Below are 26,704 nucleotides of genomic sequence, written 5' to 3' on the forward strand. Positions count from 1 at the left end.
GGTCGGTTAGCCGAGGCGGGCGTGTTCCACGGGTCCGGAGATGACATCTTTGAGCTCCGACCTGCTTGCGACGTGGAGTTTGGCGTACACCTGGTACAGATGTCCCTCAACCGTGCGGACGGATACGTGCATCTCATCGGCAATCTTCCGGTTGGAGGTACCCGCGGCCGCCCGGACCGCAACCTCGGATTCCCGGGCCGTCAATGTGGAGGTCAGCAGGGAGAGCACACCGTTCCTCGGATTCCCGAACCGGTCTTCCAGGGACTGCTGGGTGCGCTGGGCCATCCTGAGGGAGATGCGGTTCCCGGCGTCGTTGGCGCAGCTGACAGCTTTTCTCGTCACGTCACGGGCGAAGACGGCGTGTCCGGCGGCATCGGCGTCCTTGGACGTGGCCAGCAGTTCCTCGCTGTCGGCATCCTTGAGCCCGTCTGCGAGGCGCGAGCACAGGCCGGCGAAGTGCCCCGTAACCTGGCCCGCAAGATCGCTCAGTTTTTGGCCGGCCTGGCGGTCCCCCAGCCTGGCCACCGCCGAGAGGAACTGGAGCCCGGTGGCAAGCGCGGAGGCTTCGGCGTCAGTGTCGGCTTCCTGCTTCAGCGCGCGGAGTGCCTCGGTCTTCTGACCGATTTCCGCTTTGGCGGACAGCTCGAAATACCGCGTGATCCGATTTACGAGCCACGATGCCCGCGGCATGGGTTCCTCGACTTCCATCAGCAGGGCCCCGGCTTTTTCCTCGTCGCCCTGGAGCGCGAACGCATAGGCGCATGCGGCCGATGCGAGACCGGCCACAGCATCCGGATCGTGCACGTTGAGCTGCCATACCCCGGCCTGCAGCCGCTGGATTGCCCGGGTGAGGTAACCCCGGTGGAGGTCGACGATCCCCTGCCCGATCTCGAACATGCCGCCCAGCCTGGCCTGCTCGTCCCAGGACTCAGAGGTGGCGGCGATGAATTCCGCGGCCTCCCGGAACTTTGCCGAGAGCAGCAGGAGAAGCAGAAACCGGCCCCTGACATCCCGGATCGACCCATCGGCCAGATCCAGCGTGCCGGCGGCGAATATAACCTGCCTGCCCAGCCCCACAGCGCCGAGGATGTCTCCGGTGACAGCCATCGCCTCACACAGCAGGCTCGCCGCCATGATCTTGGCTTCGCTGCCCAGATCGGTGGAATCCACATCCTGGAACATTTGCAGTACATCACCGTACCGGCCTTCGAATACAGCGAGCTCGGCATATGCCAGGCGTACCCGCTCAGCAACGGGGCCCAGCTTCGCCCCGGCATCCCCGGACATCGTGAGCCGCAGCTCGATCTCCTGCAGCCTGGCCAGTGCGTTTGACGCCGCCACGGGGCTGCGCCTGTCCAGCTCCGCCCACAGCAGCTGAAGGGCGGCCCACTGGTCCAATGCCAGACTGTCACCGGCCCGCTGTTCAACGTCAGTGAGAGTTCTTCGGGCTGCTTCGTCGTTGTGCAAGGAGATGAAGGCGCGGGCAGATTCAACGGCCACATCCGCCAGCTTTTCCCGTCCGGCGATCTCCCGGGTGAACCGCAGGGCGGTCTGCGGGTCGGACGCGTTGTTCGCGAGGCGGGCCGCGGCCAGGGCAAGCCGGGGATCCACCTCTTCCCCGCAGTCCAGTGCCCACGCGACCGCGGTGGATCCCGTATATTCCTCCAGGTCCAGGTCTTGGAGCACAGCCCCGAGCCGACGGCGGAGCTCCGCGCTGCGGCCGGGCGGAACGACGCTGGCGACGATGCCGGCAGTCACCGGGTTGGCGATGCTCACCATTGGCGGATGTTCATGGCTGACGCGGATCAGCGCGCGCTCCTGGAGGGTGTCAATGTCCTGCGCCTTGGAGACGCTCATCAGGGTCTGCAGGGGCAGGGCTCCGGCGAGCGATAAGAGTTCAAATACATCGCGCTGCCCCGGGCTGAGCCGGTTGAGGCGGGCTTTCAGCACGTCCCGGATTTCACCGGCCAGCGCCACCGGGCGGTCCCCCAGAACCCAGGAGTCCTCGTGCCGGACAATCGTTCCCAGCTTGATCTGCTCCCGCGCCAGGGAGTGCAGGAAGAGCGCGTTGCCGCCGCTGGCGTTCCAGAGCGCGCGTGCCGCGGCGTGGGAGAAGTGTCCACCGTACTCCTGGGCGAGGCTGTCCGCCGTTTCGCGGAAGTCGAAGGGACCAAGGTCCACCCGGCGCAGCAGGTCGTCCTTCCAGAGACCCATGATGTCGCTGCCCAGATTGGGCAGGTCAACACACGCGGCAAGCAGCAGGACGTGGCCGCCGGCGCAGAGCTGCGCAACCATCATGGTGGAGAGTTCATCCAGGTCATGGGCGTTGTCGACAAAGAGAACGACGCTGCGGCCCTGGGCACGGGTATGGAGCAACTGGGTCAGGCCCCGGAGCACCATCAGCGGGTGCTCAAGGTGGGAGGCGTCGAGTTCGTTAAGCAGTACGCTGAGGGCGCCATACGGGAGCTTGGAGGATATGGAGCTGCCCCGGACCTGAACCACCAGGTACTCGTCACCGAGCTTTTCGAGGGCCCGCTGGGCAATAAAGGACTTCCCGGCTCCGTGTTCCCCCACAATCACCGCCCCGCAACCGGATCCCGAGGTCAGTGCCGCAACTACGTCAACAACGGTTTTGTGTCGTGTGTAGTGCTTCCCTTGCCACGCCTTCCCCTGGCGTTGGGCGGCTGAAATCACATCTGTTCTGCCGCTGCCCGAAGACAGGCCGGCTTCTTGCTGAAACATGAGAGAGACCTTCGCAATCAAAGTATTGACTACCGATAGCTCCAACATATTGACCGCAGGAAAGTTAGGGATGCGTATGCGCTACTCGATTACCAGCGCAGGGTTTTGACCCGGGCTACGCGGATGTACTCAGGGTCCGCGGGCAGTGCGGTGATCAAAACCAAGTAGTCAGGCCCGTCCGCGTGGCGGGCGCCGGCGCGCTCTTCGCCGCGGGACGCCGCCCCCTGGGCGAAGGCTGCGGAGGGCTGCCGTTTGGGCTGATTCTGCGGCTCCGGACGGCTGCCGTTGGGCCTTGTTTCGGCGGGCTCCGGACGGCCGCCGTTTGGGCCCTTCTTCTGCGCCCTGTTTCCGCGGCTCGATGCCTACACAGTCCTGGCACGGCCGCCCGGCCTGCGGGCGGCCGAGCCAGGACTGGGGCCACTGAAAACTTTAGGGAGCCGACGGCGGCTGGGGGGAGGAACCTCGGTCTCAGAAGGTTCCGACGCCGTCGGCTCCGTCAAAGGGGTTCACGCACTCGGCGGGAACCATTTCGGGAGACCATTTCGGAATATGTTTAGTGTCTATGGCACCAGCGCGGACCGTCATTCCCCACATCTGCGGTCCTGGCAGCTTCATCGGAGGGCCTGGGCCGCATCTGCGTTGATGGCTCCACGTTCAAAGTCCTTTGTCGTGTGGTTCCTGGTGCTGACTACAATCTAGCGAACGGGACGCCGGCCGCGCACCGGTAGTGCGTACTCGAATTCATGGCGGCTTCCGAACGAACTGCGATCGAAGGTACTTGTCCTGGCGGCCGGCTTCCAACGCTTCCGCGGTCCGGCTACGCGGTCCCCATACCCGGCCGGCTTGGAGCCTACTTGCCGGACCCCGCGAGCTACGCACGCCGGGCGGGCAGCGGCGGGTGGATCCTTCCGGGCGCCGGACATCCGGGGCGCCGCGGTGGGCGGAAAGGCGCCACAGCGGGCGGAAATAGGCCACGGCGGGCGGAAAAGGGGCGGGAGGCTATGAGGGGGACACTCCAGGCAACTGATCCCTGCCCTTGACGTTGAGCTTGGCGTAGCTGCGGTACAAGTGGCCCTCGACTGTCCGGATGGACACCTGCAGTTCGGCGGCGATCTGGCGGTCGCTGAGGCCCCGCACGGCCAGTGCCACGATGTCGCGCTCACGCCGTGTCAGCAAACCGAGGGCGTCGGTCTCGGTTTCCTGTTCCTGGCCATCAACGCTGTCTGCCCTGTCCAGGCACCGCTTCCGCTGGGACATCGCCATGCGCTCCCGCAGGGTGTCGCCGGCTGTCCGGAAGCTGTTCGCAGCGGCATCATAGGCCAGGGCCGCAAAGCCCCAGAGCTCGGCATCTTCGCAGCTCTTGCCTGCGTCCAGATAGTCCCCGGCCCGATCGGTGCTGATCGCCGCCGCATAGCGACAGATCGCGGCAGCCCGGGGACCCTCCAGACCAGGCTGCAGTTCAAGCAGCCGGGAAGCGGAGTTCCGGTCCCCCAGGGCGAGGCAGAAGGAAAGCGAATCGAACTCCAGGCCGGCCGTGGAAGCATCCCCATGCGGCCGGCCCAGCGCCCGGAGCTCGTCGACGGTACCCGGGTTTTTGCCAAGTCGGGCTTTTCCGTACGTGACTGCCATTTGTGAGAGGATGCGCAGGTAGCGTGAGACGGCCCGCGGCGCTGCCTCGTAGTCTCCGAGGAATGCTGCGGCCCTGTCTTTGGCGCCGACTTCAGCGGCCGCAGCGAAGGCCATCGAGGCCGTCAGGGCAAAGAGCTGCTGGGGATCCGCGAGGCGCAGTGATTCCAGCGCCGCGCTGAGGGTGTTGACGGCCTGGGCGGCCTTGCCCTGGTACAGCAGGATGATGCCGTGGGCGGCGTGGACTCCCCCGCCGAACGAGATGAGGTTCGGTCCCTGGCCGGCGGCCGCTTCGGCCAGGAGGGTTCCGGCTGCGTCCCAGTCGCCGCCGTGGATCACGGCCGCTGCTGCCCGGGCCACGAGGAACTCCGTCAGGACGTACAGTTCGTCGTGTCCGGTGCCTGCCGTCTCCAGGGCCTTGGACGCCGCGGCGAACGCCTGGACCGCTTTGCCCTGCACCAGGAGCTGCTCCGATTCCAGGGCCAGCCTGAACGCGGCCTCCAGGGAGTTGGCCGGCGGTTCGGCCTCCGGTTCGGTCCCCGTGCCGGCACCGTCCGGGTACTCGCCTGCCAGCGCGGACACCATGGCCTGCATGGTGGCGTAGCGTTCCCTGGTGGCCCCGAGGATTACTTCGGCATCTTCCGGATTTTCGCTGGCCAGCCGCTCCCCTGCCGCCAGGAGGGCCCGGGCGCGGTCCATGATCTCGGCCGGCGAATGGCCGAGAGCGGCCAGCACCGCGGCCCACATCAGGGTTCCGGTGAGCAGCACAGCCACACTGTGTCCCTTGGCGAAATCGGTCTCCAGGATGTCCCGGGCGGCCGCATAGTCCGAGGTGTTGAAGTAGGTCCGTGCCGTGACGGCCCGTGCCGCCACCTGCAGTTCCGGGTCCTTGACCAGTGCTGCGGCCTTGCGTGCCAGCTCGTCCTCGTAGAGCCGGCTGGCCAAAACGGCTGCGCGCAGCAGCTGCCGGTCATCCACTTCTGCCCCGCATTCCAGGGACCAGCTCACCTGGCGCAGCAGGCCTTCTGCAGACGTCGGCTCGCTGTCCATGAGCCGAAGGAGGCTCTGGCGCAGCTGGAGGCTGCGCGCCGGCGAAATCAGGTTGCGGAGCGTGTCGGCGTAGATTGTGTGCCACAACCGCAGTTGAGGGTGTGGTGCCGGCGTGACGCGGATCAATTCGTGCTCGATTAGTGCAGCCACCGGGACCTCGCCCACGGTCGACTCAATGAGCTCTCGGGACACTGGTTCGGCCAGGGCAATCAGGTTCAGGGCCTGGCGTTCTTCCGGCGAGCGCCGGAGCAACTGCCGGCGCACAACGTCGGTCAGGCGGTCCCCGTGGCTGTTGAGCGGACGCGTCAGCAGCCACACTCCGTTGCGCTGCAGCAGTGAACCGTCACTCTTCGCGTCATCGATCAGCCCGCTGAGCAGCAGCGGGTTGCCTTCAGAGGCTTCCCAGAGGATTTCTGCGGTGTTCGGAAGTATCCGGGATCCCAGCGCGCGTTCCAGTATGCCGTTCGTCTGCTGCTGGGTCAGCGGACGGAGGTCGATGCGTTCCGCAATGCCTTCAAACCACAATTGCAGCAGCGGTTCCGGCAGGCCCGGGCGGGTGGCCGCGGCGACAAGAAGTTTGGCCCAGCCCGCGGCGGCGAGTTCCACTAGGATCCCGGCCGTCGACTCATCAAGGTCGTGCGCGTCATCGACGATCAGCAGCAGGGGCTTCTGGGACACGCGGCGCTCTTCCTCCAGCCGGGACCAGAAGGTCCTGAGCACCGCCAGCTGCGAGGTGGCATCCTGAACTGGCAGTCCGACGATGAAGGGTCCCAGGACGCCGTACGGAACGTTCGCCAGCGCAGGGCTGCCGTGGATGCGGACGGGCGTCACAGCCGACTGCAGTTCCTCCACCACGGCTTCCAGCAGCGCGGTCTTGCCGATCCCGCTGTCGCCGAGCAACAGGGCCGCGACGTGGGTGCTCCCCTGGATGGCCTCCACCGCCGACCGCAGGTCCTCCGTCCGCCCGGCCAGGGCGTCCTTGGGTTCTTCTGTCGCGTCGGGGGCGGCTGCACGGTTCCTAGATAAGTCCAAGCAGATCACTTCGCGAAGAAACCCCGAGCTTGGTGAACACCTGGTACAGGTGGCCTTCCACTGTTCTGACGGAGATGCCGATGGCCAGGGCAATGTCCTTGTTCGAAACGCCGTTCCCGGCGAGGGTGGCTATCTGCCGCTCCCGGTCTGTGAGCAGCGGCCCCTTGTTCCGGGGCATGATCGGCAGCGCCGGTACGGAGTCGGCAAGGCCCTCCAGGATGGCGTGCGCGGCGCTGGCTTTCCCGCTCAGGCCCGCGAGCTTGGCGAAGTCGAAGGCGAGGGCGGCGCATCTGGCCTGCACTGCGTCGAGTTCCATGGCCGCGGCCTGGGCTGCGGCTTCGAGCATGATGGCGGCGTCCTTCTTGCGGCTGCCCACCGCAACCGTCCGGGACAGCTCCGCAAGCGGACCCTGCCGCAACGCCGCGATCTCCTCCATGAACTGGAAGTCCTTGGTGGTGCCGTTGACCGTCGCGCCGAGCATGCAGATGCCGGCCAGGGTGTAGCGGCCTGCCCGGTAGTGTTCCTCGGCCGAACGGACCAGCCGGTCCTTCGCCTCCGGGTCCCCGAGCCAGCGCGAGGCCATGTCCAGGCAGAAGTCCGCGGAGCTGCTGACCGCAAAGCGGGCGGGGCCATCGGCTGACCGGGCCCGGTCCAGGTAGACGGTGGCCTGCACCGAATTTCCGGTCTGGGCGTAGGCGAAGGCAGTGGCCGCGTAGGCCTGCCGCAACGAGTGCAGGCTCGCCCGGACTTCGAGTTGCGCGATCGCGGCGAGGAGGGGGTCGAGGGCCATGTAGCCGCGGCCCGCGTAGACGTAGGCGAGTCCCACGGCCAGATCAGTGGCCGCGCTGCCGGAATGCAGCCCGTGGCCGGCCCGGCCGCTGGCGTCCTTGAGCATGTCGATGCTCTGCCGCCATTGTCCGGACAGCAGCAGCACGTTGAAGGACCGCCAGGCGTAGTTCTCGCGGATCCGCGGGACGTTGGACCATTCCCCCAGCTGCCCGCCGATGTCGCGCATCAGCTTGCGGGCATCGATTTCCTTGCCCGTCATGCAAAGGGCTTCCATCAGGATGATCCCCGACCTGAGCCGGTGGACCGGGTTGATGTCCTCCGCATCCGGGGAGGCCGCCGCGGCGAGCCGGTCCATCATGGGCTGGTAGTCCCCGATGAAGGAGAGGTAGTTGAATTCGCAGAGGTCCAGGCACAGGCCGGCCCGGGTCAGCTCCTGCGTTGACGCTGCCTGCTGGATCTCGCCGAGTTCGTGGAGCCGCAGCCGGGCCTGCCGGAGCAGCTCGGGGACCTGCCCGGTCCGGTCCTCGAGCCACGCCATGCAGTCCGCTTTTGCGGCGATCAGTTCCGCGTACGCCTCCGCGCCGAGGCTGTTGAGCTGGGCCTCGGAGACGTCGTCCAAGGCAGCCATGGCCTGCAGCGGCAGCCCCAGCTGGAGGTAGGCGGCGGACTTCTGCAGCTGCCCCTCGGTCCATTCCGGTTCCTCCGGGCTCAGGCTGCCGGCGCATTTGAGGGCAAACTTGGGGTCAAAGAGTTTAACGGCAGCGGCAGCAGCCGCCACGGCGTGGGCAGGTGCCAGCGGCGCGTCGCAGTCGTGGGTCCAGGCGGCGTAAGCCAGCAGGTCCTCCACGGTCAGCTCATTCAGCTCGTCCTGCTGGTGCCCCGGTACCTTGTCCCGCAGCTCAAGCCTGCGCTCCACGCTGAGCCAGTTGCGGACGATATCCCCCAGGTAGCGGTCCCCGAGCGAAACACGGTGCCGGTCCGTCCGGTCCACCACTATCTGGCCCGCATCCTCCATGTCCGCGATAATCCCGGGGCTGTACATCCGTGCCAGCCGGGCCAAGGGCAGCGTCCTGGCGCAGGACAACACCTCGATGAGCTCCCGGGCGACGGGGGTTTCCCGTGCATAGCGCGCGCGGACGATGTCCTCCAGCGCCGTGCGTCCGTCGAGGACCACCTCATCCACCAGTGTCCAGACGGATCCGGACAGGACGAGGTTGCCGCGTTCGATCTGCTCCGAGACCACGGCCTGCAGCAGGGTCGGGCTGCCGCCGACCAGCTGGTGCAGCTGGCTCGCCAGCGCGCTGGAAACCCGGTGCCCGAGCGCTGCCTTGAGCACCTCGAGGGTTTCGACCTCCGTGAGGTTGGCGAGCCGGACCTCGGCCAGCTGCCCGGAGGTGATGAGCCGGTAGAAGTCCGGCGGCAGGTCCGTCGTGCGCTGGGCAGTGGCGACGAGCCGCGCGGTGCGGGTCTGGAGCAGGTTGAGCAGGACGCCCGTGCTCAGTTCGTCCAGGTTTCCGGCGTTGTCCAGCAGGATGACGCACTTGCGTCCGGCGGCATCGTCCCGGATCAGGGAGGTGATGCCGTGCAGGATGGCGGTCGGCGATCCGAGGGAGCTCTGGGGCAGGCGGGCGAGCGTGAAGGCCAGGCACCCGTAAGGGGTCGCCGAGCCCGGTCCGGAGGTGCGCAGCTGGAGCGTGTAGACATCGGGTCCGAAGCCCGCGATCGCAGTGCGTCCTACCTGGGTCTTGCCCACGCCGCGGTCGCCGGTGATGACGACGCCCATGCGGTCGTCCGCGAGCAGGACGTTGCGGACCCGGTCGGCGTCGGCATTGCGCGCGAGCCCGGTCCACCTGTGCCGGTCCAGCGGACCGGTTGAAGCTTCTTCTTCGGCGGGTGCCAATGTAGTGGAAACATTTCCCCAGCCCAGCGATTCCCTCGACATCTAGTTTCCTTCGTACCGCTTGGCGGACAGCAAAACCGATACCGTCCGCTTAGAAGTAGCGTATCTCTATCCCCCGACATGAGAGTAGAGCGATCATATCGGCATTTCTGGACGCGTGGAAGCAATTCAAGGGCTGGCGGCGGCGCGTTACGCGGCGGAAGTGCCGCCCGCGTTCGGCCTAGGGTGCCTTCGCGGGGTGGAACTGCTGCTGGGCCGCCAGCAGGCCGTCCCGGACCAGGGCTTCCACGGCGTCGGCTGCGGTGTCGATCAGGAACGGCAGTTCCTTCTTCTCCGAACCGGAAAAGTCCTTCAGTACATAGTCGGCGGTGTCCATCCGGCCCGGGGGCCGGCCCACGCCGACCCGCACCCGCAGGTAGTCCTTGGTGGCGATGGCCTTGGAGATATCCCGGAGCCCGTTGTGGCCCCCTTCGCCGCCGCCGAGCTTCAGTTTTACCGTGTTAAAGGGGATGTCGATTTCGTCGTGCACTGCCACGACGTGGCCGGGGTCGATGTCATAGAACCTGGCCAGGGCCGAGACCGGGCCGCCGGACACGTTCATGTAGCTCAGCGGCTTGGCCAGCACGACCCGCGGTCCGCCGATGCCGAGGCGGCCCTCGAGGACCTGGGCACGGGACTTGTGGGACTTGAAGCCGCTCCCGATCCGGGCTGCGAGTTCATCGAGGACCATTTGTCCGACGTTGTGCCGGTTGTGGGCGTACTCCGCTCCCGGGTTGCCAAGGCCTACGATCAGCCAGGTGTCAGTCATGGGTCAGTCCTTTGGTGGGGCAGTGCGGGCCGGCGGCCAGGATGGGCACGCTGAGCAAACGACGGCGGCCGGGTCCCATCGGGACCCGGCCGCCGCAAAATCGCCGGAATTAATCGGCGGCGACTGCGACCGAAGAACCTTCGGTGGTGTCAGCGGATGCTTCTTCCTCGGAAACCTCGGTGGCCTCGGAGATGTGAACGACCAGCGCCTCGGCGTCGGCCAGCAGGACGGAGCCCTTCGGCAGAACCAGGTCGGCAGCGTGGATGTGCTCGCCGGCGGTGCGGCCCTCGATGCTGACCTCGACAGCGGTCGGCAGGTGGGTTGCCTCGGCCTCGAGGGAGACGGTGTTCATTTCCTGGTTGAACACGTTGCCCGGTGCCAGCTCGCCGGTCACGTGCACGGGAACGTCCACGGTGACCTTCTCGCCGGTGCGGACGGTCAGGAGGTCAAGGTGCTCGATGATCTGCTTGATCGGGTCGCGCTGGATGTCCTTGACCAGGGCGAGGTGCTGTTCGCCGTTGATGTCCAGGGTCAGCAGCGCGTTGGCGCGGCGGACAGCCAGGGTGGTGGACTTCGACGGCAGGGTGATGTGGATCGGGTCGGCGCCGTGGCCGTAGATGACGGCCGGGATCAGGCCTTCCATGCGGGCGCGGCGGGCGAAGCCCTTGCCGAATTCGGTGCGTACTTCTGCTGCGAGCTTCTGCTCAGACATGGATATCTCCTAGGGTACTAGCGGTGATCAGCAAGGGCGGAGGTCTGTTTGCGACCTTCAACGCCGGGTGGCCGTGCGGCCGCCCTTCCGAAGGGAGATTCAGACCCAGTCGATAACGGAGACCAGCAGTCCGGTTCGCCGCGAATACGGTTACCGGCGCTCTCCCTCGCCAAGGTTCGGTTCAAGGCTACCAGTGCGGGGCCGTATTCCTATAAACGGCCCCGCACCGGGGGTCGGTTGAGCAGGCTCAACCCGGGGGTCAGGCGATGCCGTCGAACAGGCTGGTGACGGAGCCGTCGTCGAACACTTCGCGGATGGCGCGGGCGATCAGCGGTGCGATCGACAGCACGGTGAGCTGCGGGAAGCGCTTGCTGGCCTCAATCGGCAGGGTGTTGGTGACGACGACCTCGCGGGCGCCGGACTCCGACAGCCGCTGGGCCGCGGGGTCGGAGAAGACGGCGTGGGTGGCGGCGATGATGACATCCTTGGCGCCGGCGTTCTTGAGCACCTGGACGGCGCCGGAAATGGTTCCGCCGGTGTCAATCATGTCGTCGATCAGGACGCAGGTGCGGCCCTCGACCTGGCCGACGACCGTCTTGGAGATGGCCTGGTTCGGAACGGTCATGTCGCGGCTCTTGTGCACGAAGGCCAGCGGCGCGCCGCCGAGGCGCTCGGCCCACTGCTCGGCCACCCGGACACGGCCGGTGTCCGGCGAGACGACCGTGATGTTGTCCGCCGCGACGCGGGTGCGGATGTAGTCCGCCAGCAGCGGGATGGCCATGAGGTGGTCCACGGGACCGTCGAAGAAGCCCTGGATCTGCGAGGTGTGCAGGTCAACGCTCATGATGCGGTCGGCGCCGGCGGTCTTGTACAGATCGGCGATCAGGCGCGCGGAGATGGGCTCGCGGCCGCGGCCCTTCTTGTCCTGCCGGGCGTAGGGGTAGAAAGGCGACACCACGGTGATGCGCTGGGCGGAGGCCCGCTTGAGCGAATCGATCATGATGAGCTGTTCCATCAGCCAGTTGTTCAGCGGTGCGGGGTGCGCCTGGATGACGAAGGCGTCGGTGCCCCGCACACTCTCCCCGGCCCGGACGTAGATCTCGCCGTTGGCGAAGTCATAGGCGTCCAGGGGCAGCAGCTCGGTTCCGAGCTCCTTGGCGATTTCCCTCGCCAGCTCAGGATGCGCGCGCCCAGCGGCAAGCACCAGCTTCTTCTCGCCGCGTGCCGTAATTTCGCTCATTTTTGCTAGCCCTCTTCTGTAGATGCCGGAGTACTGGAGGAAGTTGTGGTGGCGCCGGCGGCCTCGGCCAGGGACGCGGAAATCGAGCCCGGGCGGTTCGCGAGGACCCAGCCCTCGGAGTTCTGCTGCTTGGCCAGGGACAGGACCAGGGCACCTGGGGGCACGTCGCCGCGGATCACGGCGCCGGCGCCGCTGTAGGCGCCGTCACCGACCTGCACGGGTGCCACGAAGACGGTGTTGGAACCGGTGCGCACGCCGGAACCGATGACCGTGCGGTGCTTCTTCTCACCGTCGTAGTTCGCGGTGATGTTTCCGCAGCCGATGTTGGTGTCCTCACCGATCTCGGCGTCGCCCGCGTAGCCGAGGTGGGAAAGCTTGGATCCCCGGCCGATGGTGACGTTCTTGGTCTCGTAGAAGGCGCCGATCTTGCCGGTCTCGCCGAGGACGGTGCCGGGGCGCAGGTAGGTGAACGGCCCGACGCTGGCCTTGGCACCGATCGTGGCGCCGGAACCGTGGGTGCGGACCACCTTTGCGCCCTCCCCCACGTGGACATCGGTGAGGGTCGTGTCGGGGCCGACGACGGCGTCCCGCGCCACCGTGGTGGCGCCGTGCAGCTGGATGTTGGGCAGCAGCCGCACGTCCTCGTCGAGGGTCACGGTGGCGTCGATCCAGGTGGTGGCCGGGTCCACGACGGTGACGCCGGCCCGCATCCAGGCTTCAACGGTCCGCCGGTTGAGTTCCGCGCCGAGCGCCGAAAGCTGGACCCGGTCGTTGGCGCCTTCAACCTGCCAGCGATCTTCCGTGACGACGGCGGCGACGCGGCCCCCGGCGGCACGGGCCAGGCCGAGCACGTCGGTGAGGTACTTTTCGCCCTGGGCGTTGTCGGTCGTGACGTGGGCCAGCGAGTCGCGGAGCACTGCGGCGTCGAAGGCGTAAATGCCGGAGTTGACCTCCCGGATGCCGCGTTCGGCGTCCGTGGCGTCCTTGTGCTCCCGGATTCCGGTAACCGATCCGTCTGCGGCACGGAGGATGCGGCCGTAGCCGGTGGCGTCGTCCAGGACTGCGGTAAGGACGGTGACGGCGTTGTGCCCGGCCTCGTGGCTGGCGACGAGTTCGGCGAGCAGCTGGCCGGTGAGCAGGGGGACGTCACCGTACGTGACGACGACGGTACCGCTGAGCGGCGCGCGTGCATCCAGCGCCTGGAGGGCGGCTTCCACGGCCCGGCCGGTGCCGGGAACCTCGTCCTGGTCCACGATCAGGGCGGCCGGGTCGACGGCGTTGATGTGGGCGGCCACGAGGTCGCGTTCATGACGGACGACGAGGGCCAGCTCCTGGGGCCGGATGGTGCGGGCTGCATGGAGGGCGTGGCCGACGAGGGACCGGCCGCCGATCTCGTGGAGGATTTTAGGGGTACGGGACTTCATCCGGGTACCGGCACCTGCAGCTAGGACGATTACGGCGGCTGGGCCGGACTTCTCGGGGCTCACGTACGGGCTCTCCTTGCTCAGTGGCTTAGCTCATGCCGCTGCTCGGTGGATCTGGGTGGCCGGCGGCTGAGGCCTGGTGATGCACCTCGGTTGCCGGATCCGCGCGGTTTGGCCGGACAAGAGTCCGGCCGGGGCGCCAGATTCATCCTACTGGACCCGCACCAGCCCGCGCCCGCCGGGTGCCGTTCCCGGTACTTCAAAACGCGCCGCAGTTCCGCCCATAGGACTCGAACCTATACTCCACGGCTCCAAAGGCCGGGGTGCTGCCATTACACCAGGGCGGACCATGCCAAGGCGGTGAGCCTGTGGCACGAGAGTCAATTCTGCCATACTGCGTTGCAGCCGAGTGTTGCCCCACGGACGGTACGCGGTTGCGCCCCTCCCGGTGGTTGATCTGGGGCATGATGGACCTGTGAGCAACAGCACAGGGGTATCCGGAGGGGCGGAAGGCCGCAGCGGCAGGCCCGTGCGGTCCGCTGACTACGTACCCCGGATCCGGATGACAGGGCCCCAGCGACGCAGCCAGCTGATCGGCGTCGGCCGGGGGCTCTTCGCGCTCCGCGGGCTGGACGGGACCACCATCGAGGAGATCGCCGCCGCGGCAGGGGTGTCCAAACCGGTGATTTATGAGCACTTCGGTTCGAAGGAGGGCCTGTACACGCAGGTCGTTGACTTCGAGTTCCGGATTCTGCTGGGCTCCATCAACGACGCGCTGTCCGAGGAGGCCAAGCCGCGCGTTCTGGTCGAGAGAGCCGCACTGGCACTGCTGAGCTACATCGAGGACCGCGCCGAAGGCTTCCGCATCCTCATGCGCGATGCGCCGCCGACGCAGCCCGAAGGAGCCTTCTCCACCCTGCTCTCGCACGTCGCGGCCCGCGTGGAGTACATCCTCGCCGACGAGTTCGCCCGCCGCGGCTTCACTTCGGCCGACGGCGCCATGTACGCGCAGATGCTGGTGGGAATGGTGGCGATGACGGGCCAGTGGTGGCAGGACAGCCGCACCCCGGACAAGCGCGAAGTAGCCGCGCACCTCGTCAACCTCGTCTGGAATGGCCTCACCGGCCTCCAGAAAGACCCCGAACTCCGCAGCGACGACTAGCGCCCCGCAGGACATGCCCTCCCCTGGCCCCAGGAATGGACATAACGCCACCATGTCCAACCGTGGCCTGCGCCAGGGGACATGTCCAGAGAGCTCCGGGTCCCCCGCAGGACATGCCCTCCCCTGGCCCCAGTACGGGCCCTGGTGACACAGGGCGCCCCGCGGGACATGTCCTCCCGTGGCCTCCGCGGAGGGACATAACACCACCATGTCCAACCGTGGCCTGGGCCAAGGGACATGTCCAGGGGGCTCGGAGTTGACCGGGGGACATGTCCAGCCGTGCCGCAGCACACTGGGCATGTCCCCCGGGTCCGAACAGCTATTCGCCGAGGACTTCGAGGGCTCCGAGCCATTCGAGTTCGAGCGCTTCGCGTTCTACCGACAGGTCCTTGAGCTTCTTGTTCAGCTCGCCGAGCTTGCCGGCGGCGGAGGCATCGGCGGCCGCAGCGGTCATCTGGGCGTGGAGCTTGTCTTCCTGCTGCTTAAGCTTGCCCAGCTGCCGGTCGATCCGGTTCTTGGCCTTGCGGGCGTCCCGCTTCTCGGCTTCCGAGGGTCCGGCTGTGGGGGCCGAACTGCCGCTGGCGGCGATGACGGGGTTGCCGCCGCCGGTGATCGTGGAGCCGGCCAGCGCCGCTTCGCGCAGTTCAAGGTACTGGTCCACGCCGCGCGGTAGGGCACGGATCTTGCCGTCGCCCAGGAGCGCCATCTGGTGGTCCGTGACGCGCTCCAGCAGGTAGCGGTCGTGGCTGACCACAACGAGGGTGCCCGGCCAGCCGTCCAGCACATCCTCGACGGCGGCCAGGGTGTCCGTATCGAGGTCGTTGGTCGGTTCGTCAAGCATCAGCACGTTCGGCTCCCCGACGAGCAGGCGCAGGAGCTGCAACCGGCGCCGTTCGCCACCGGAGAGGTCCTTGACCGGGGTCCACTGCTTCTCGTTGGTGAAGCCGAGCTGCTCCACCAGCTGGCCGGCGGTGAATTCCTTGCCGCCGACGTTGAAGGAACGCTTCTCGCGCTCGATCACTTCGATGACGCGCAGGTCCGAGACGTCGTCGAGCTCCTTGACCTCCTGGGTCAGGACCGCCGTGACCACTGTCTTGCCGCGCTTCACCGTCCCGGAGGTGGGCTGGATTTCGCCGTTGAGCAGCTTCAGCAGGGTGGTTTTGCCGGCGCCGTTGACGCCCACGAGGCCCAGCCGTTCACCCGGGGCGAGCCGCAGCGTGATGTTGTCGAAGAGCTTCTGGCCGGGTTCGCCGCCGAGGAAGTCGAGGGAGAGGTTCTCCAGGTCCAGGACGTCCTTGCCGAGCCGGGCGGTGGCCATCTTGCTCAGCGCCGTCGAGTCGCGCGGCTCGGGGACGTCGGCGATCAGGGCATTGGCTGCCTCGATCCGGAACTTCGGCTTGGCGGTGCGGGCCGGGGCGCCGCGGCGCAGCCAGGCGAGCTCCTTCTTGACAAGCTGCTGGCGCTTGCTTTCCACCACGTTGGCCGAGCGGTCACGCTCGGCGCGGGCCAGCACGTAGGCGGCGTAGCCGCCGTCGAACGGGTCCATGATGCCGTCGTGGATTTCCCAGGTCTTGTTGCAGACTTCGTCGAGGAACCAACGGTCGTGGGTGACGACGAGGAAGGCGCCCTGGTTCGGCCGCCAGCGGGTCTTCAGGTGCCGGGACAGCCACGCGACGCCTTCGACGTCGAGGTGGTTGGTGGGCTCGTCGAGCATGATGACGTCATGGTCCTCGATCAGCAGCTTGGCGAGCGCCACGCGGCGCTTCTGCCCGCCGGAGAGCGCGTGCACGTTGGCGTGCCAGTCGACATCGGACACAAGGCCGCCCATGACTTCGCGGATCTGGGGGTTGCGGGCCCATTCATAGTCGGCCTGGTCGCCAACGATCGCAGCGCCGACGGTGAGGTCCCCATCGAGCACGTCGCTCTGATCCAGATAGCCGATGTTGACCTCGCTGCGCTTGGTCACCCGGCCGGAGTCAGGGGTGGCGCGCATTGCCAGCAGCCGCATGAGGGTCGACTTGCCGTCACCGTTGCGGCCCACCATGCCGATCCGGTCGCCCTCTTCAAGGCCGAGGGTAATGCCGTCGAGGACGGTACGGGTTGCATACGAAACCGTGAGGTTCTCGCCGCCGAGCAGGTGTGCCACTGGGAACTGCTTTCCTAGAGAAAAATTATGTCGAGCTAATTGGCCAGGCCGAAACGGCCCCAAGCCAAAGACGCCGTGCGGGAGACGACAATCCTATTAAACCTATTAAAGGAGCGTATCGGAGATGATGCGCGCCCCGTGAACCGGGCCGTGCACCGCGATGGCCTCGAGACCATGGTGCCGGAGGTCTTCGGCCAGCCCCTCCGCCGCCGCCGGGCTGTGGGACAGTAGCGCGACCGTGGGTCCGGAGCCGGAGACGATTCCGGCGATGGCGCCCAGCGATTCACCGAGTCCGAGGGTGTCCCGGAGGCTGGGCGCCAGCTCAATCGAGGCACGCTGGAGGTCGTTGACCAGCACCCGGCTCAGGGCATCGGCGTCGCCGCCGCGCAGGGCCTGGAGGATCATCGGGTCCACCGCGGCGGGCTCCTCGACCACGGCACCTTCGGCTGCGCGCAGCCGGTCCAGGGTCCGGTAGACCTCCGGGGTGGGCAGGCCGAAGTCCGCGGTCACCAGGACCCAGTCGGTCTGGGCCTTGACGAGGGCGGGCGAGAGCTCGTCGCCCAGGCCGAGCCCGACAGCCGTTCCGCCGAGCAGGGAGAACGGCACGTCCGCGCCAAGTTCCGCGGCCAGGTGGGCGAGTTCGTCCCGCGAAAGTCCGCTGTTCCACAGCGCGTCGCAGGCAAGAAGCGTGGCGGCCGCATCGGCCGAGCCGCCGCCCATGCCTCCGGCGACGGGCACCCGCTTGGTGATCTCAAGATGGACACCGGTGGAGTGCTCGGAGACGTCGGTCATGATCGCGGCGGCCTTGTAGGCCAGATTGCGCTCATCCAGGGGGATGTCGACGCCGTCGAGGTCGAGGGTGCTCGCCGGGCTGAGGCTGACCGTTATTTCCCCGGTGTCGGTGCTGGTGGCCGCGACTTCCTCGTAGAGGGATACCGCCAGGTAGACACTGGCCACCGAGTGGTAGCCGTCCGGCCGCAGGGGCCCGACGTCGAGTGAGACGTTTACTTTGCCGGGAGCCTTGACCCGGACAGTCCTCGCGGCAAAGCGCCCTCTCACTGCGTTCATGGCTCCACGCTATGGCATGGCAGGGTCAGGGTCCAAGCACAGCCCCGGCCAGCCTTCAGCTTCCGGGGCCGCCGCCGGGCCTACGGGAGCGGCCGCTCGTGTGCTTCCGCGATCCTGGAAAACGCCGCAATGTCGATCACTTCACCGCGGGCGGTGGGGTCCACGCCGGCGGCACGCAGGCAGCGTTCGGCCTCCGCGGCGCTGCCGGCCCATCCGGCCAGCGCCGCGCGGAGCGTCTTGCGGCGCTGGGCGAAGGCGGCATCGATCACGGCGAACACCTGTTCCCGGGTCGCCGTAGTGACGGGCGGTTCCCGGCGGGTGAACGCCACCAGGCCGGAGTGGATCTTGGGCGCGGGCCAGAAGACGTTCATGCCGATCACCCCGGCTTTGCGCATGCTGCTGTACCAGGCCGCCTTGACCGACGGAACGCCGTAGGTCTTGGACCCCGGCCCGGCAGCAAGCCTGTCGGCCACCTCGTCCTGGACCATGACCAGGCCGTGGCGCAGACTCGGAAAGTGTTGCAGCAGGTGCAGGACCACCGGGACGGCAACGTTGTACGGAAGATTCGCCACGAGCGCGGTCGGCTCCACCGGGAGGTCCGTGACCCGCATCGCGTCGGCGAGGACGAGGTGGAAACCCCCGACGGCGTCCGGGCGCCACTCGGCGACGGTGGCCGGGAGTTTGGCCGCCAGGACCGGGTCGATCTCGACGGCGACGACCGAGCGGGCGGCGTCCAGCAGCCCCAGGGTCAGGGATCCCAGCCCGGGGCCCACTTCCAGGACCGTCTCATCCGGGTGGATGTCCGCGGCGGCGACGATCCTGCGGATGGTGTTGCCGTCAATGACGAAGTTCTGCCCGAGGGACTTGGTGGGACGGATCCCGATTTCCTCGGCCAGCCTGCGGATGTCCGAGGCTCCCATCAGGGGCGCGGGAGCGGTCGCGGGCGCAGGGGCCGGCGTACTGCCAGGCGCGGAGGGGGTCGGTTCAGTCACCTAGGTATCCTATCCCGCCGGCCAGCCCGGGCATGGCGAAGGCCGGGTCCGAGAAACCGGACCCGGCCTGTGCCGGGGGTCCGCCGCTGTGGTCAGCCGCTGCGGATACCCTGTCTTCATTTGTCCGCCGGGCGGAGCCAACCGGTGCCCTGGCCGGAGCCGGGGGCGGCGTGGCCCGCCTTAGCTTGTGGCTGCCCAGCCGCAGCCCCAGGGCTGCAGGCCGCGCTGCGCGTAGATCCGGTTGGCGATGTCGATCTGCTGTGCCTTGGTGGCCAGGCTGGCATTCGGGGCGTACGCGCCGCCACCGGCTCCGAGCCAGGTCCGGATGTCGAACTGCAGTCCGCCGTAGTAGCCGTTGCCGCTGTTGACGGACCAGTTGCCGGTGGACTCGCACTGCGCGATCTTGTTCCACATGGCTTCGTTCATCATCGACGGGGCTGCGGCGCCGGTGTTGGCGCCGGCGGCCTCGGCGGCGGGCTTGGGCTTGGTGCCGACGGTGACCTTTTCGGTGACCGGCTGCGTGCTCACCGACTGGGACACCAGCGTGCGGGAGGCTTCGCGGCCGTCGACGAGGACCAGCTTGAAGCTCTTGTTGAGGGTGCCGGCCACGCCTGGCTGGGTCACCTTCTTCTCACCCTTGGCCATCCCGGCGTCCTCGGTGGTGAGGGTGTCGAAGGCAACGGCTTCGGTCGCCTCGGCCGTCTGGCTGGCATCCACGCGCGAGACCTTGATGACCATGTCGTTCACGACCGGCGCGTTGCCGGGCTGGGAGAGGCGGTCGCTGGCGCCCAGCGAGATGCCGGCGTCGGCGAGGAGCTGGGAGACGCTGGCGGCCGTCGTCGTGGTCTTGTCGGCCTTGCCGTCAGCGACGATGCTCACGCTCTTCGGCGTGGAGATCGAAACGAAGGAACCGGAGACCGCGAGCTGCGCGTCCTTCGGGACGGACAGCTCGGAGGAGCTCGCGACGCCGAGTTCCGTCACGAGGCCTTCGACGGTGGGCGAGGTGGTGTTGATGGTTTTCTCCGCGCCGTCCAGGCTGACCTTGACGGCCTTGGCGAGGTTGACGTTGATGACGGAGCCGTCCTGTACATGGGAGTCCGCAGCGGGCGTGACCCTGTCCGAGGACTGGAGTTCAAGGTTGGCGCCCTTGACGACCTGGCCGACGGTACCGCCGAAGGTCTGGACCGAACTCACTTTGCCGTCGACGTTGAGGGTGACTGTCTTGTTGTTGCCGACGAAGGCGACGAGCCCCAGCACGAGTGCCACGAGCACGACGAACTGCGTGCCGACTTTGACGACGCTGACCTTGCCATCCGATGTAAAGAACTTGACCACGATTGCCCGTATCTCTTGGACCATCCGGGCACGGGGAAAAGCGCACAGGTTCACCCGCCGCGGACAGCCCTGGGGCGGCACCCCCAGGGTGCATGATGTCCGCGGCAGCTGTGTGCACTGCCACACTCACAAACGAGAGCGCGCCCATGGTTCGTTGGCCACGATGCGCGCCCTGCAGGAGTGAAATTATCCGTTGGCCTTCCCCGACCCCGGCTAATAGTTGTCCACTGTAACCGGAGCGTTATAAAGCAGCCAACAAATTGTGCATACGCGGTATCTGTCTAACGGGGCCAGTTTTCGTCACATCAGTCCCAAGATCCGTATGCCCGCACCGTATTTCCGGCAATCCGGGAACACAGTTCCGAGAGCTCCCATCCAGTCAATTCGGCCATCGCCCGGACCGTGTAGGGGACCATATAGCTCGCATTGGGACGTCCGCGGTGCGGGTGTGGGGTGAGGAACGGGGCGTCAGTCTCGACGAGGATCCGGTCCGGCTCGGCGATGGCCAGGGCGGCCCGGAGGTTGGCGGCGTTTTTGAAGGTCAGGGTCCCGGCGAAGGACATGTACCAGCCCTCCGAATTGCAGATCCGGGCCAGCTCGTCCCCGCCGGAGAAGCAGTGGAAGACCACCCGCTCGGGGGCGCCCTCCTCACGCAGCACCTGGACGACGTCGTCGTGGGCGTCGCGGTCATGGATCTGCAGCGTCAGCCCGAGGCGTTTGGCGATATCGATGTGGCGCCGGAAGGAATAGCGCTGATGGGCCAGCCCCTCACCCTCGGTACGGAAGAAATCCAGGCCGGTCTCCCCGATGGCCCGGATCCGCGGGTGCGCCGCGAGGGCCTCGATTTCGGCCAGGGCATCCTCCAGTTCGCCCCGGGCGGCGTATTCCGGCGCGTCGTTGGGGTGCAGGGCAACGGCGCCCAGCAGCCGCGGATCCAGCTCCACCGCCTGCACCGTGAACCTGGACGATTCGAGGTCGCACCCGACCTGCACAGCACCCTGGACCCCGACGGCTGCGGCGGCATCAAGGGCGTCAGCGATGCTGACTTTCAGGTCGGCGCTGGGGAAATCGAGATGTGTGTGGTTGTCCATGACCGGCACGGGAAGCGGTTCCGGGGCCGGCGGGTATCCCTGCCGGCCGGTGCCATCGCTGCCGGGCGCACGGAACGGGACGGGGGTGCGGGGATTGATCATCTGTCCACCTTAACTTCCGGTCCCTCGCCCGGATGAACCGGGCCCGCACCGGGAGTTAACCCAGACGCACTATCTCCGGGCCCGCGCCGGGGCCCAGATTTCCCGGGAACTCTCTGTCAGGCCCGGCAGTTGTGTTAGTACTCTGATATAAACACCGGCTGCAGGACAACGGAAGGTCGGGAACCCACCAGGGCTGAGAGGCTACCGATGGACTACCACCGCATCTCCCTAGACGAAGCTCTCCCGGAAGGCCAGGGCCGCCGGGAGGACTCCGCCGCGGCCGGGCTCCCGGCCCCGCGGCGCCCTGCCCAGCCGCCCGCCGCCCTGGATGCGGAGGAGTTCCGCTCCGCCAGCGAGCGCATCCTGGGGGCCATTAACACCGTGATTGATGGCAAGGCGGAAGCGGCCAAGCTGGCCCTGACCGTGCTTCTGGCGCAGGGCCATCTCCTGCTTGAGGACGTCCCGGGGGTCGGCAAGACCCTGCTGGCGAAGACTCTGGCCCGGACCATCGACTGTTCGGTGAGCCGCATCCAGTTCACCCCTGATCTGCTCCCCTCGGATGTCACCGGCGTGTCCATCTACAACCAGGCGTCGAGGTCTTTTGAGTTCCGGCCCGGGGCGGTGTTCGCCAACATCGTCATCGGGGACGAAATCAACCGCGCCTCGGCCAAGACGCAGTCAGCCCTGCTGGAATGCATGGAGGAACACCAGGTCACCGTGGACGGCAAGTCCTACAAGCTCGACGAGCCCTTCATGGTGGTGGCCACGCAGAACCCGATCGAAATGGAGGGGACGTACCCGCTCCCGGAGGCGCAGCGGGACCGTTTTATGGCCCGGATCTCCATGGGCTACCCGGACAAGGATGCCGAGATGGAGATGCTGGAGACACACCAGTCGACGTCGCCGCTGACCAGGGTCACCGCCGTCGTCACCGCCGGCGAGGTCGCCTCCATGATCGCCACCGTGCGGCAGGTGTACGTTTCCCAGTCGATCAAGGAATACACCGTGTCCCTGGGGCGCGCGACGCGGGAAAGCGGGATGCTGCGGCTCGGCGCCAGTCCGCGGTCCATGCTCCAGCTGCTGCGCGCGGCCAAAGCCACCGCGGCCCTGGAGGGCCGGGACTTTGTGCTGCCGGATGACGTCGTCAGCGTGGCCGAATCCGTTCTGGCGCACCGGATCATCCTGGACCGCAAGGCCGCCAGCATGGGCGAGACCGCCCAGAGCGTCATTCGTGCCATCCTGGCGAAAATCCCGGTCAGCCCGGACATAGCGACGGCATCCGCATCGGGCGCCGGCCGTGGCGCCCGTGACCAGGCTGCCGGCGCGGCGGCCGCTCCGGCTGCCTCCTTGCCGAATCGCCGCTAGAGGTGGCTCGGCCATGGCGCTGATTGCCCGGTTCCCGACCCAGATCTTTACCAGCCGCGGCTGGGGGCTGCTGGGCGCGGGAGCGGTCTTCCTGCTGGCGGCCCAGGTGATGGGACGCCGGGACCTGTTGGCGCTGGCCATCCTGCTGCTTGTCCTGCCGCTGCTCTCGCTGGCCGGAACCCGCGTGCTGAAGCCGAATTTCCAGGTCTACCGGGAGTTCAGCCCCGCCAGCGTGGAAACGGCGGCGACGACGACGGTCCGGCTGGCCGTCGCCCGGACCGGAATCGGCTCCGGCCATGCGCTCATGGTCGAACGCCTGCCTGCGCGGTTCGGCGAATCCCCGGTGTTCCGGTTCCCGGCGCGCTCGTCCGCGGGCGGGACCAGCCGGTACGAATACCATTTGCGCTCCAGTAAACGCGGCCAGTTCCTGATCGGTCCGGTCACGGCCGAGTTCAGCGACCCGTTCGGGTTGTCCCTGCACCGCCATGCCATCGACGACGGCGACATCCTCACCGTAACGCCAGCCGCGCTCGGGCTTCCCGTCACCGGGCTGGCCGGCGCCCGGGGGCACGACGGCGTCACCGCCACGCGCATCCGGGCCAACCCGAGCGACGACGACGTCATGACCCGGGAATACCGGCATGGAGACCCGATGCGCCGTGTGCACTGGGCGGCGACGGCCCGGCACGGGGAGCTGATGGTCCGCCAGGAGGAGTCCGTCACCACGCCGGAGGCGACCATCATCCTGGACCAGCGGCTTTCCGCCTTCACCCGCGGCGCCTTCGCTGCCGGCCCGAATGCGTTCCTCACCCACCATCCTTTGGGCGGCAGCCCGCGCGGGACGGACAACCGCCGAGGCGGCCACCGCGGCGCCGCGGGCCCGGACGGTCAGGAACCCCTGACCAGCGAGGCCTTCGAGTGGGCCGTGACGGCCGCAATGTCCATCGGCGCTCACCTCGCCGAGCGCAACTACGCACTGCGTTTCCTCGACACCGCCGGCGAGCCCGCGTTCCGGCATTCACCCTCGGCCCCTGAGCCGGAGGCCGAGGAATACGTCGGCGCAGCCGGGCTGCAGTCCGTCGCCGAGAGCCTGGCGGCGATCCAGCTCACCGGGTCCCACCTCAGCCGCAGGGACCCGAAGGAGCCGGTTTCGCAGCGGCACCCGGGCCGCCACCCAGCGGGCGGCGAGACCGGCCCGCAGCCTTTTGATGACCGGCTCCTGGACAGGCTGTCCGCCCACCGGATGCGCGGACCCGTGCTGGCGATCCTCGGCAGCCTCACGCCGGCCGAGGCCCGGTCGCTGGCCCCGGCGGCCGGTTTTGCAGCCAACGCCTTCGCCCTGGTCGTCACGGAGCGGGTCCGGGAATCCGACGATGCGCTCGAGGCCCTCCGGCTTGGCGGCTGGCGGGCGGTGGCCGTCTCCCCGTCGACACCGCTGGGCGCCGCGTGGACGTCCTTCGATGAGGCCGGGACCGCGCCGCTGGCAGCCGCGGCTGACCTGCGGCGCGGAACGGGGTTCCGGCGATGACTCTGACACCCCAGCGCAGCGCCGGTGCCCGCTCCGGCCAGTCCGGGCCGGCTGCGGGTGCCGGCTCCGCCGACCTTGGCCCGGGTTCCCTCCGGCCGGGCCGGAAGGGCCTGACGAAGGTCGGGGCGCAGCCGTGGCTGATGGCCCTGGCGGTGGCACTCGCCGTGGCCGGTGCTGCGCTGAGCCTCAACGGAGTGCTGCGGGGATGGGCATGGTACTCCCCCGTCCTCTCCACGGTCCTCACGGTGGCCTTCACCCTGGCAGCGCTCCGGGCGCTCCGGTGGCGCAGCGTTTTCGTGACTGCCGGGGCGCTGGCAGCCCTGGCCCTGATCCTGGCCTTCACCTTCTTCCGCCCGCAGAGCATCATGGGCTTCATTCCCTCCGGCGCCACCATGGCGCAGCTGGGCCGGTACCTGCGCCGTGCCAGTGAGACGGTCCTCGCCGAAAGCGCCCCGGTGGCGCCGAATGCCGGCATCGTCCTGCTGGCCTGCGCCGTCCTTGGGCTGCTGGTAATCCTGATCGATGCCCTGGCCTATCCGCTGGCCCTGCCGGCGACGAGCGGCCTCGGGATCCTCGCCATCCTCATTGTTCCCGCCATGATCAAACCGCAGAGCGCCGGCGTGCTGGGTTTCGCGGCGGCCGCCGCGGGCTATCTCATGATCCTCGGCTGCAGCCACTGGTTCGCGCCCGACTCACGGACCGGAGCGGACACCGCGCGCAACCCGGGCCAGTTCCGCCGTGGCGCCCTGACCGGGGCGGCGGCCCTGACCGTGACCCTGCTGCTCCAGCTGGTCATCCCGGGATTTGACCAGGGCCTTTTCCCGCAGGGCTCGCGGCTGAACCCCTTCGGCCCCGCCACGGGACTCAACCCGATGATCAGCCTGGGCAACAGCCTGCGCAGCCCCACCGGCGACGGAAGGATCACCTTCGCCACCAATGCAGCCACCACCCCGTACCTGCGCTCCGTGACCGTGGACAGTTTCAACGGCGACAACTGGGCCCCGGAGGACCGCAATGAGACCCGCCGGCTGGGCACGGGCCGGATGGAATCAGGCGTCGAGTCCGCCGCCACGGAAGTCCGGGTGGTCACCACGGTCAACACCGGCCAGTTCACCAGCCCCTATCTGCCGGTGCCCTACGCCCCGGAGGCCGTCAATGGCCTCACCGGCCGCTGGAGCTGGGACCCTGCCACGCTGAGCATCAAGGGGGTCGACACCAACTCCCACGCCCAGCAGTACGTCGTGCTCTCGGTGGCCCCGCAGCTCACCCCGGACCTGCTCGCCCGGGCCACCGGGCCGGTGCAGGGCGTGCCGGACCAGTTCATCCGGCCGCCGGACAATGTCCCGGAGATCATCCGCACGACCGCAGCGACTGTGACCGCGGGCAGCGCCACCCCCTACGCCCGGGCCCTGGCAATCCAGCGGTACCTGCGCTCGGCAAATTTCAGCTACTCGCTGCAGTCACCGGTCCAGGGGGGCTATGACGGCAACGGACTGTCGGTGCTGGCGGACTTCCTGACCCAGAAGAGCGGATACTGCATCCACTTCGCCTCGGCCATGGCCGTGATGGCCCGGCTGGAAGGGATCCCCAGCCGCATTGCCGTCGGCTACGCGCCGGGCCGCCCCACCGGCTCCACGGTCTCGATCGGCGGCCAGGGCGCCCTGCCGGAGTTTGAGGTCGATGCCCGTGACGCCCATGCCTGGCCGGAGCTGTACTTCCAGGGACTTGGCTGGATCCCCTTCGAACCCACACCCTCACGCGGCGTGGTTCCGTCCTATGCCGAGGACGCCGCCTCCCCCGGCGGCGCCAGCACCAACGAAACCAACGATGGCCTGGTTCCCGGCAACCGTGCCACCGCCGCACCGCCGCCCAGTGTCGCGCCGCTGCCGCTCCCGGGGAGTGCGGCCGCGCCGGCGGACGCGGCAAGCCGGATCCTGCCCGTGCTGTACGGCGCCGCTGCCATGCTGTTGCTGGGGCTGCTGGTGGCGTCCCCGCACCTGGCGCGCACCGCAGTGCGCCGCCGCCGGCTCTCAGGTTCCGGGGCCAGCGGTGCCGCGGCGTTGCGGGCGTGGGCGGAACTGCGCGATCTGGCGATGGACTTCGGTGTGGCGCCGCGGGACAGTGAAACCCCCCGCCGTTTCTCCGACAGGCTGCGCTCCTCGGGGGCACTCGGAGAGCCTGAGGGCCCGGACGCGGACGGCCACGAGGCTGTCCGGTCCCTGGCCGCGGATTTCGAACGCGCGCAATACGGCCGGCCTCCGTCCGCGTCCGACGTCGGCGGCCTGCCCGGAGGCGCCCGCAAGCCTCCCGGTGCCGGGGCTCCCGCCGGCGGTCCCGGGGAACCAGCCGCCCACTGGATCGCAGCGGTCCGCGCCTCGCTGCGGGCCCATGCCGGGCCGCTGGTCCGGTTCCGCGCAGCGTGGCTGCCGCCTTCCCTCCTGTCCGCCTGGCGCAGTGCCGCCACGGCGCCGTTCCGCGCCGCCCGCCGCACAGCAAAGCGCACCCGGCGCGGCCTCGCGGGTGCCTGGTCAAGGACCCGCGGGGGGTTGCGCCGGGTGCGCTGGCTGCGCCGGAGCTGAGGCAGCTCCGGCC

Annotated in this window: 16 protein-coding genes and 1 tRNA gene; 4 read left to right on the forward strand and 13 right to left on the reverse strand. The window is 68.2% G+C overall.

Annotated elements, in window-relative coordinates:
- Positions 1 to 6: 6 nt before the first annotated feature.
- The 8 genes from AC1MFL_RS03915 to AC1MFL_RS03950 all read right to left on the reverse strand — a co-directional run bounded on the left by AC1MFL_RS03915 (position 7) and on the right by AC1MFL_RS03950 (position 13,670).
- Positions 7 to 2,790, reverse strand: a complete 2,784-nt coding sequence (locus tag AC1MFL_RS03915) for a LuxR C-terminal-related transcriptional regulator (RefSeq protein WP_479813559.1) — start codon at positions 2,788 to 2,790, stop codon at positions 7 to 9.
- Between the two features lie 951 nt (positions 2,791 to 3,741).
- Positions 3,742 to 6,450 carry a helix-turn-helix transcriptional regulator gene (locus AC1MFL_RS03920; protein ID WP_479813560.1) on the reverse strand — a complete coding sequence of 903 codons (2,709 nt, stop codon included), beginning with the start codon at positions 6,448 to 6,450 and terminating at the stop codon, positions 3,742 to 3,744.
- Positions 6,437 to 9,181 carry a helix-turn-helix transcriptional regulator gene (locus AC1MFL_RS03925; protein ID WP_479813561.1) on the reverse strand — a complete coding sequence of 915 codons (2,745 nt, stop codon included), beginning with the start codon at positions 9,179 to 9,181 and terminating at the stop codon, positions 6,437 to 6,439. Before AC1MFL_RS03925 ends, AC1MFL_RS03920 begins: the two co-directional genes overlap by 14 nt.
- A gap of 178 nt (positions 9,182 to 9,359) precedes the next feature.
- The gene (gene pth / locus AC1MFL_RS03930) at positions 9,360 to 9,947 is read right to left on the reverse strand and encodes an aminoacyl-tRNA hydrolase (protein WP_479813562.1); all 588 of its coding nucleotides are present in this window, start codon (positions 9,945 to 9,947) and stop codon (positions 9,360 to 9,362) included.
- 109 nt (positions 9,948 to 10,056) lie between these two features.
- Positions 10,057 to 10,659 carry a 50S ribosomal protein L25/general stress protein Ctc gene (locus AC1MFL_RS03935; protein ID WP_479813563.1) on the reverse strand — a complete coding sequence of 201 codons (603 nt, stop codon included), beginning with the start codon at positions 10,657 to 10,659 and terminating at the stop codon, positions 10,057 to 10,059.
- A 259-nt stretch (positions 10,660 to 10,918) separates the two neighbouring features.
- On the reverse strand, positions 10,919 to 11,899 hold the full coding sequence (locus AC1MFL_RS03940; RefSeq protein ID WP_226761891.1) for a ribose-phosphate diphosphokinase: 981 nt from the start codon (positions 11,897 to 11,899) through the stop codon (positions 10,919 to 10,921).
- A 5-nt stretch (positions 11,900 to 11,904) separates the two neighbouring features.
- Positions 11,905 to 13,386, reverse strand: coding sequence for a bifunctional UDP-N-acetylglucosamine diphosphorylase/glucosamine-1-phosphate N-acetyltransferase GlmU (gene glmU / locus AC1MFL_RS03945; protein WP_479813564.1), 1,482 nt, complete (start codon positions 13,384 to 13,386; stop codon positions 11,905 to 11,907).
- A 212-nt stretch (positions 13,387 to 13,598) separates the two neighbouring features.
- A tRNA-Gln gene (locus tag AC1MFL_RS03950) sits at positions 13,599 to 13,670 on the reverse strand.
- 215 nt (positions 13,671 to 13,885) lie between these two features.
- On the opposite strand from AC1MFL_RS03950, the gene AC1MFL_RS03955 reads away from it, so the two are divergent.
- Positions 13,886 to 14,485: a TetR/AcrR family transcriptional regulator gene (locus AC1MFL_RS03955; RefSeq protein WP_479815291.1), complete on the forward strand. Its 600-nt coding sequence runs from the start codon at positions 13,886 to 13,888 to the stop codon at positions 14,483 to 14,485.
- 319 nt (positions 14,486 to 14,804) lie between these two features.
- Here the strand turns inward: AC1MFL_RS03955 and AC1MFL_RS03960 are convergent, their stop codons facing one another.
- The 5 genes from AC1MFL_RS03960 to AC1MFL_RS03980 form a co-directional block, all read right to left on the reverse strand.
- Complete coding sequence (locus AC1MFL_RS03960) at positions 14,805 to 16,631, reverse strand: ABC-F family ATP-binding cassette domain-containing protein (protein ID WP_479813565.1); 1,827 nt, start codon at positions 16,629 to 16,631, stop codon at positions 14,805 to 14,807.
- 105 nt (positions 16,632 to 16,736) lie between these two features.
- Positions 16,737 to 17,699, reverse strand: coding sequence for a 4-(cytidine 5'-diphospho)-2-C-methyl-D-erythritol kinase (locus tag AC1MFL_RS03965; protein ID WP_479813566.1), 963 nt, complete (start codon positions 17,697 to 17,699; stop codon positions 16,737 to 16,739).
- An 80-nt stretch (positions 17,700 to 17,779) separates the two neighbouring features.
- A complete protein-coding gene (rsmA, locus tag AC1MFL_RS03970; protein WP_479813567.1) occupies positions 17,780 to 18,691 on the reverse strand; it encodes a 16S rRNA (adenine(1518)-N(6)/adenine(1519)-N(6))-dimethyltransferase RsmA in 912 nt (303 codons plus the stop codon).
- Positions 18,692 to 18,871: 180 nt separating this feature from the next.
- Positions 18,872 to 20,050: a transglycosylase family protein gene (locus tag AC1MFL_RS03975; RefSeq protein ID WP_479813568.1), complete on the reverse strand. Its 1,179-nt coding sequence runs from the start codon at positions 20,048 to 20,050 to the stop codon at positions 18,872 to 18,874.
- Positions 20,051 to 20,331: 281 nt separating this feature from the next.
- Complete coding sequence (locus AC1MFL_RS03980; RefSeq protein WP_479813569.1) at positions 20,332 to 21,219, reverse strand: TatD family hydrolase; 888 nt, start codon at positions 21,217 to 21,219, stop codon at positions 20,332 to 20,334.
- 207 nt (positions 21,220 to 21,426) lie between these two features.
- Here AC1MFL_RS03980 and AC1MFL_RS03985 point away from each other — a divergent pair, with 207 nt between their 5' ends.
- Genes AC1MFL_RS03985 through AC1MFL_RS03995 form a run of 3 tightly spaced genes read left to right on the forward strand, consistent with a single transcriptional unit; the run spans position 21,427 to position 26,691 of the window.
- Positions 21,427 to 22,584 (forward strand): AAA family ATPase, encoded by a 1,158-nt coding sequence (locus AC1MFL_RS03985; RefSeq protein ID WP_479813570.1) that lies wholly within the window; start codon positions 21,427 to 21,429, stop codon positions 22,582 to 22,584.
- 13 nt (positions 22,585 to 22,597) lie between these two features.
- Positions 22,598 to 24,112 (forward strand): DUF58 domain-containing protein, encoded by a 1,515-nt coding sequence (locus AC1MFL_RS03990; protein WP_479813571.1) that lies wholly within the window; start codon positions 22,598 to 22,600, stop codon positions 24,110 to 24,112.
- Positions 24,109 to 26,691 (forward strand): transglutaminase TgpA family protein, encoded by a 2,583-nt coding sequence (locus tag AC1MFL_RS03995; protein ID WP_479813572.1) that lies wholly within the window; start codon positions 24,109 to 24,111, stop codon positions 26,689 to 26,691. The genes AC1MFL_RS03990 and AC1MFL_RS03995 overlap by 4 nt, the downstream gene beginning before the upstream one ends.
- The last annotated feature ends 13 nt before the right edge of the window (positions 26,692 to 26,704 follow it).

It is taken from the genome of Arthrobacter sp. BG3 (assembly GCF_056680185.1).

Coding starts and splice junctions, on each gene's coding strand:
- AC1MFL_RS03995 (WP_479813572.1), top strand. CDS start 24,109: ATGACTCTGACACCCCAGCGCAGCGCCGGTGCCCGCTCCGGCCAGTCC.
- AC1MFL_RS03965 (WP_479813566.1), bottom strand. CDS start 17,699: ATGAACGCAGTGAGAGGGCGCTTTGCCGCGAGGACTGTCCGGGTCAAG.
- pth (WP_479813562.1), bottom strand. CDS start 9,947: ATGACTGACACCTGGCTGATCGTAGGCCTTGGCAACCCGGGAGCGGAG.
- AC1MFL_RS03925 (WP_479813561.1), bottom strand. CDS start 9,181: ATGTCGAGGGAATCGCTGGGCTGGGGAAATGTTTCCACTACATTGGCA.
- AC1MFL_RS03980 (WP_479813569.1), bottom strand. CDS start 21,219: ATGATCAATCCCCGCACCCCCGTCCCGTTCCGTGCGCCCGGCAGCGAT.
- AC1MFL_RS03975 (WP_479813568.1), bottom strand. CDS start 20,050: ATGGTCCAAGAGATACGGGCAATCGTGGTCAAGTTCTTTACATCGGAT.
- AC1MFL_RS03935 (WP_479813563.1), bottom strand. CDS start 10,659: ATGTCTGAGCAGAAGCTCGCAGCAGAAGTACGCACCGAATTCGGCAAG.
- AC1MFL_RS03990 (WP_479813571.1), top strand. CDS start 22,598: ATGGCGCTGATTGCCCGGTTCCCGACCCAGATCTTTACCAGCCGCGGC.
- AC1MFL_RS03955 (WP_479815291.1), top strand. CDS start 13,886: ATGACAGGGCCCCAGCGACGCAGCCAGCTGATCGGCGTCGGCCGGGGG.
- AC1MFL_RS03940 (WP_226761891.1), bottom strand. CDS start 11,899: ATGAGCGAAATTACGGCACGCGGCGAGAAGAAGCTGGTGCTTGCCGCT.
- AC1MFL_RS03985 (WP_479813570.1), top strand. CDS start 21,427: ATGGACTACCACCGCATCTCCCTAGACGAAGCTCTCCCGGAAGGCCAG.
- AC1MFL_RS03915 (WP_479813559.1), bottom strand. CDS start 2,790: ATGTTGGAGCTATCGGTAGTCAATACTTTGATTGCGAAGGTCTCTCTC.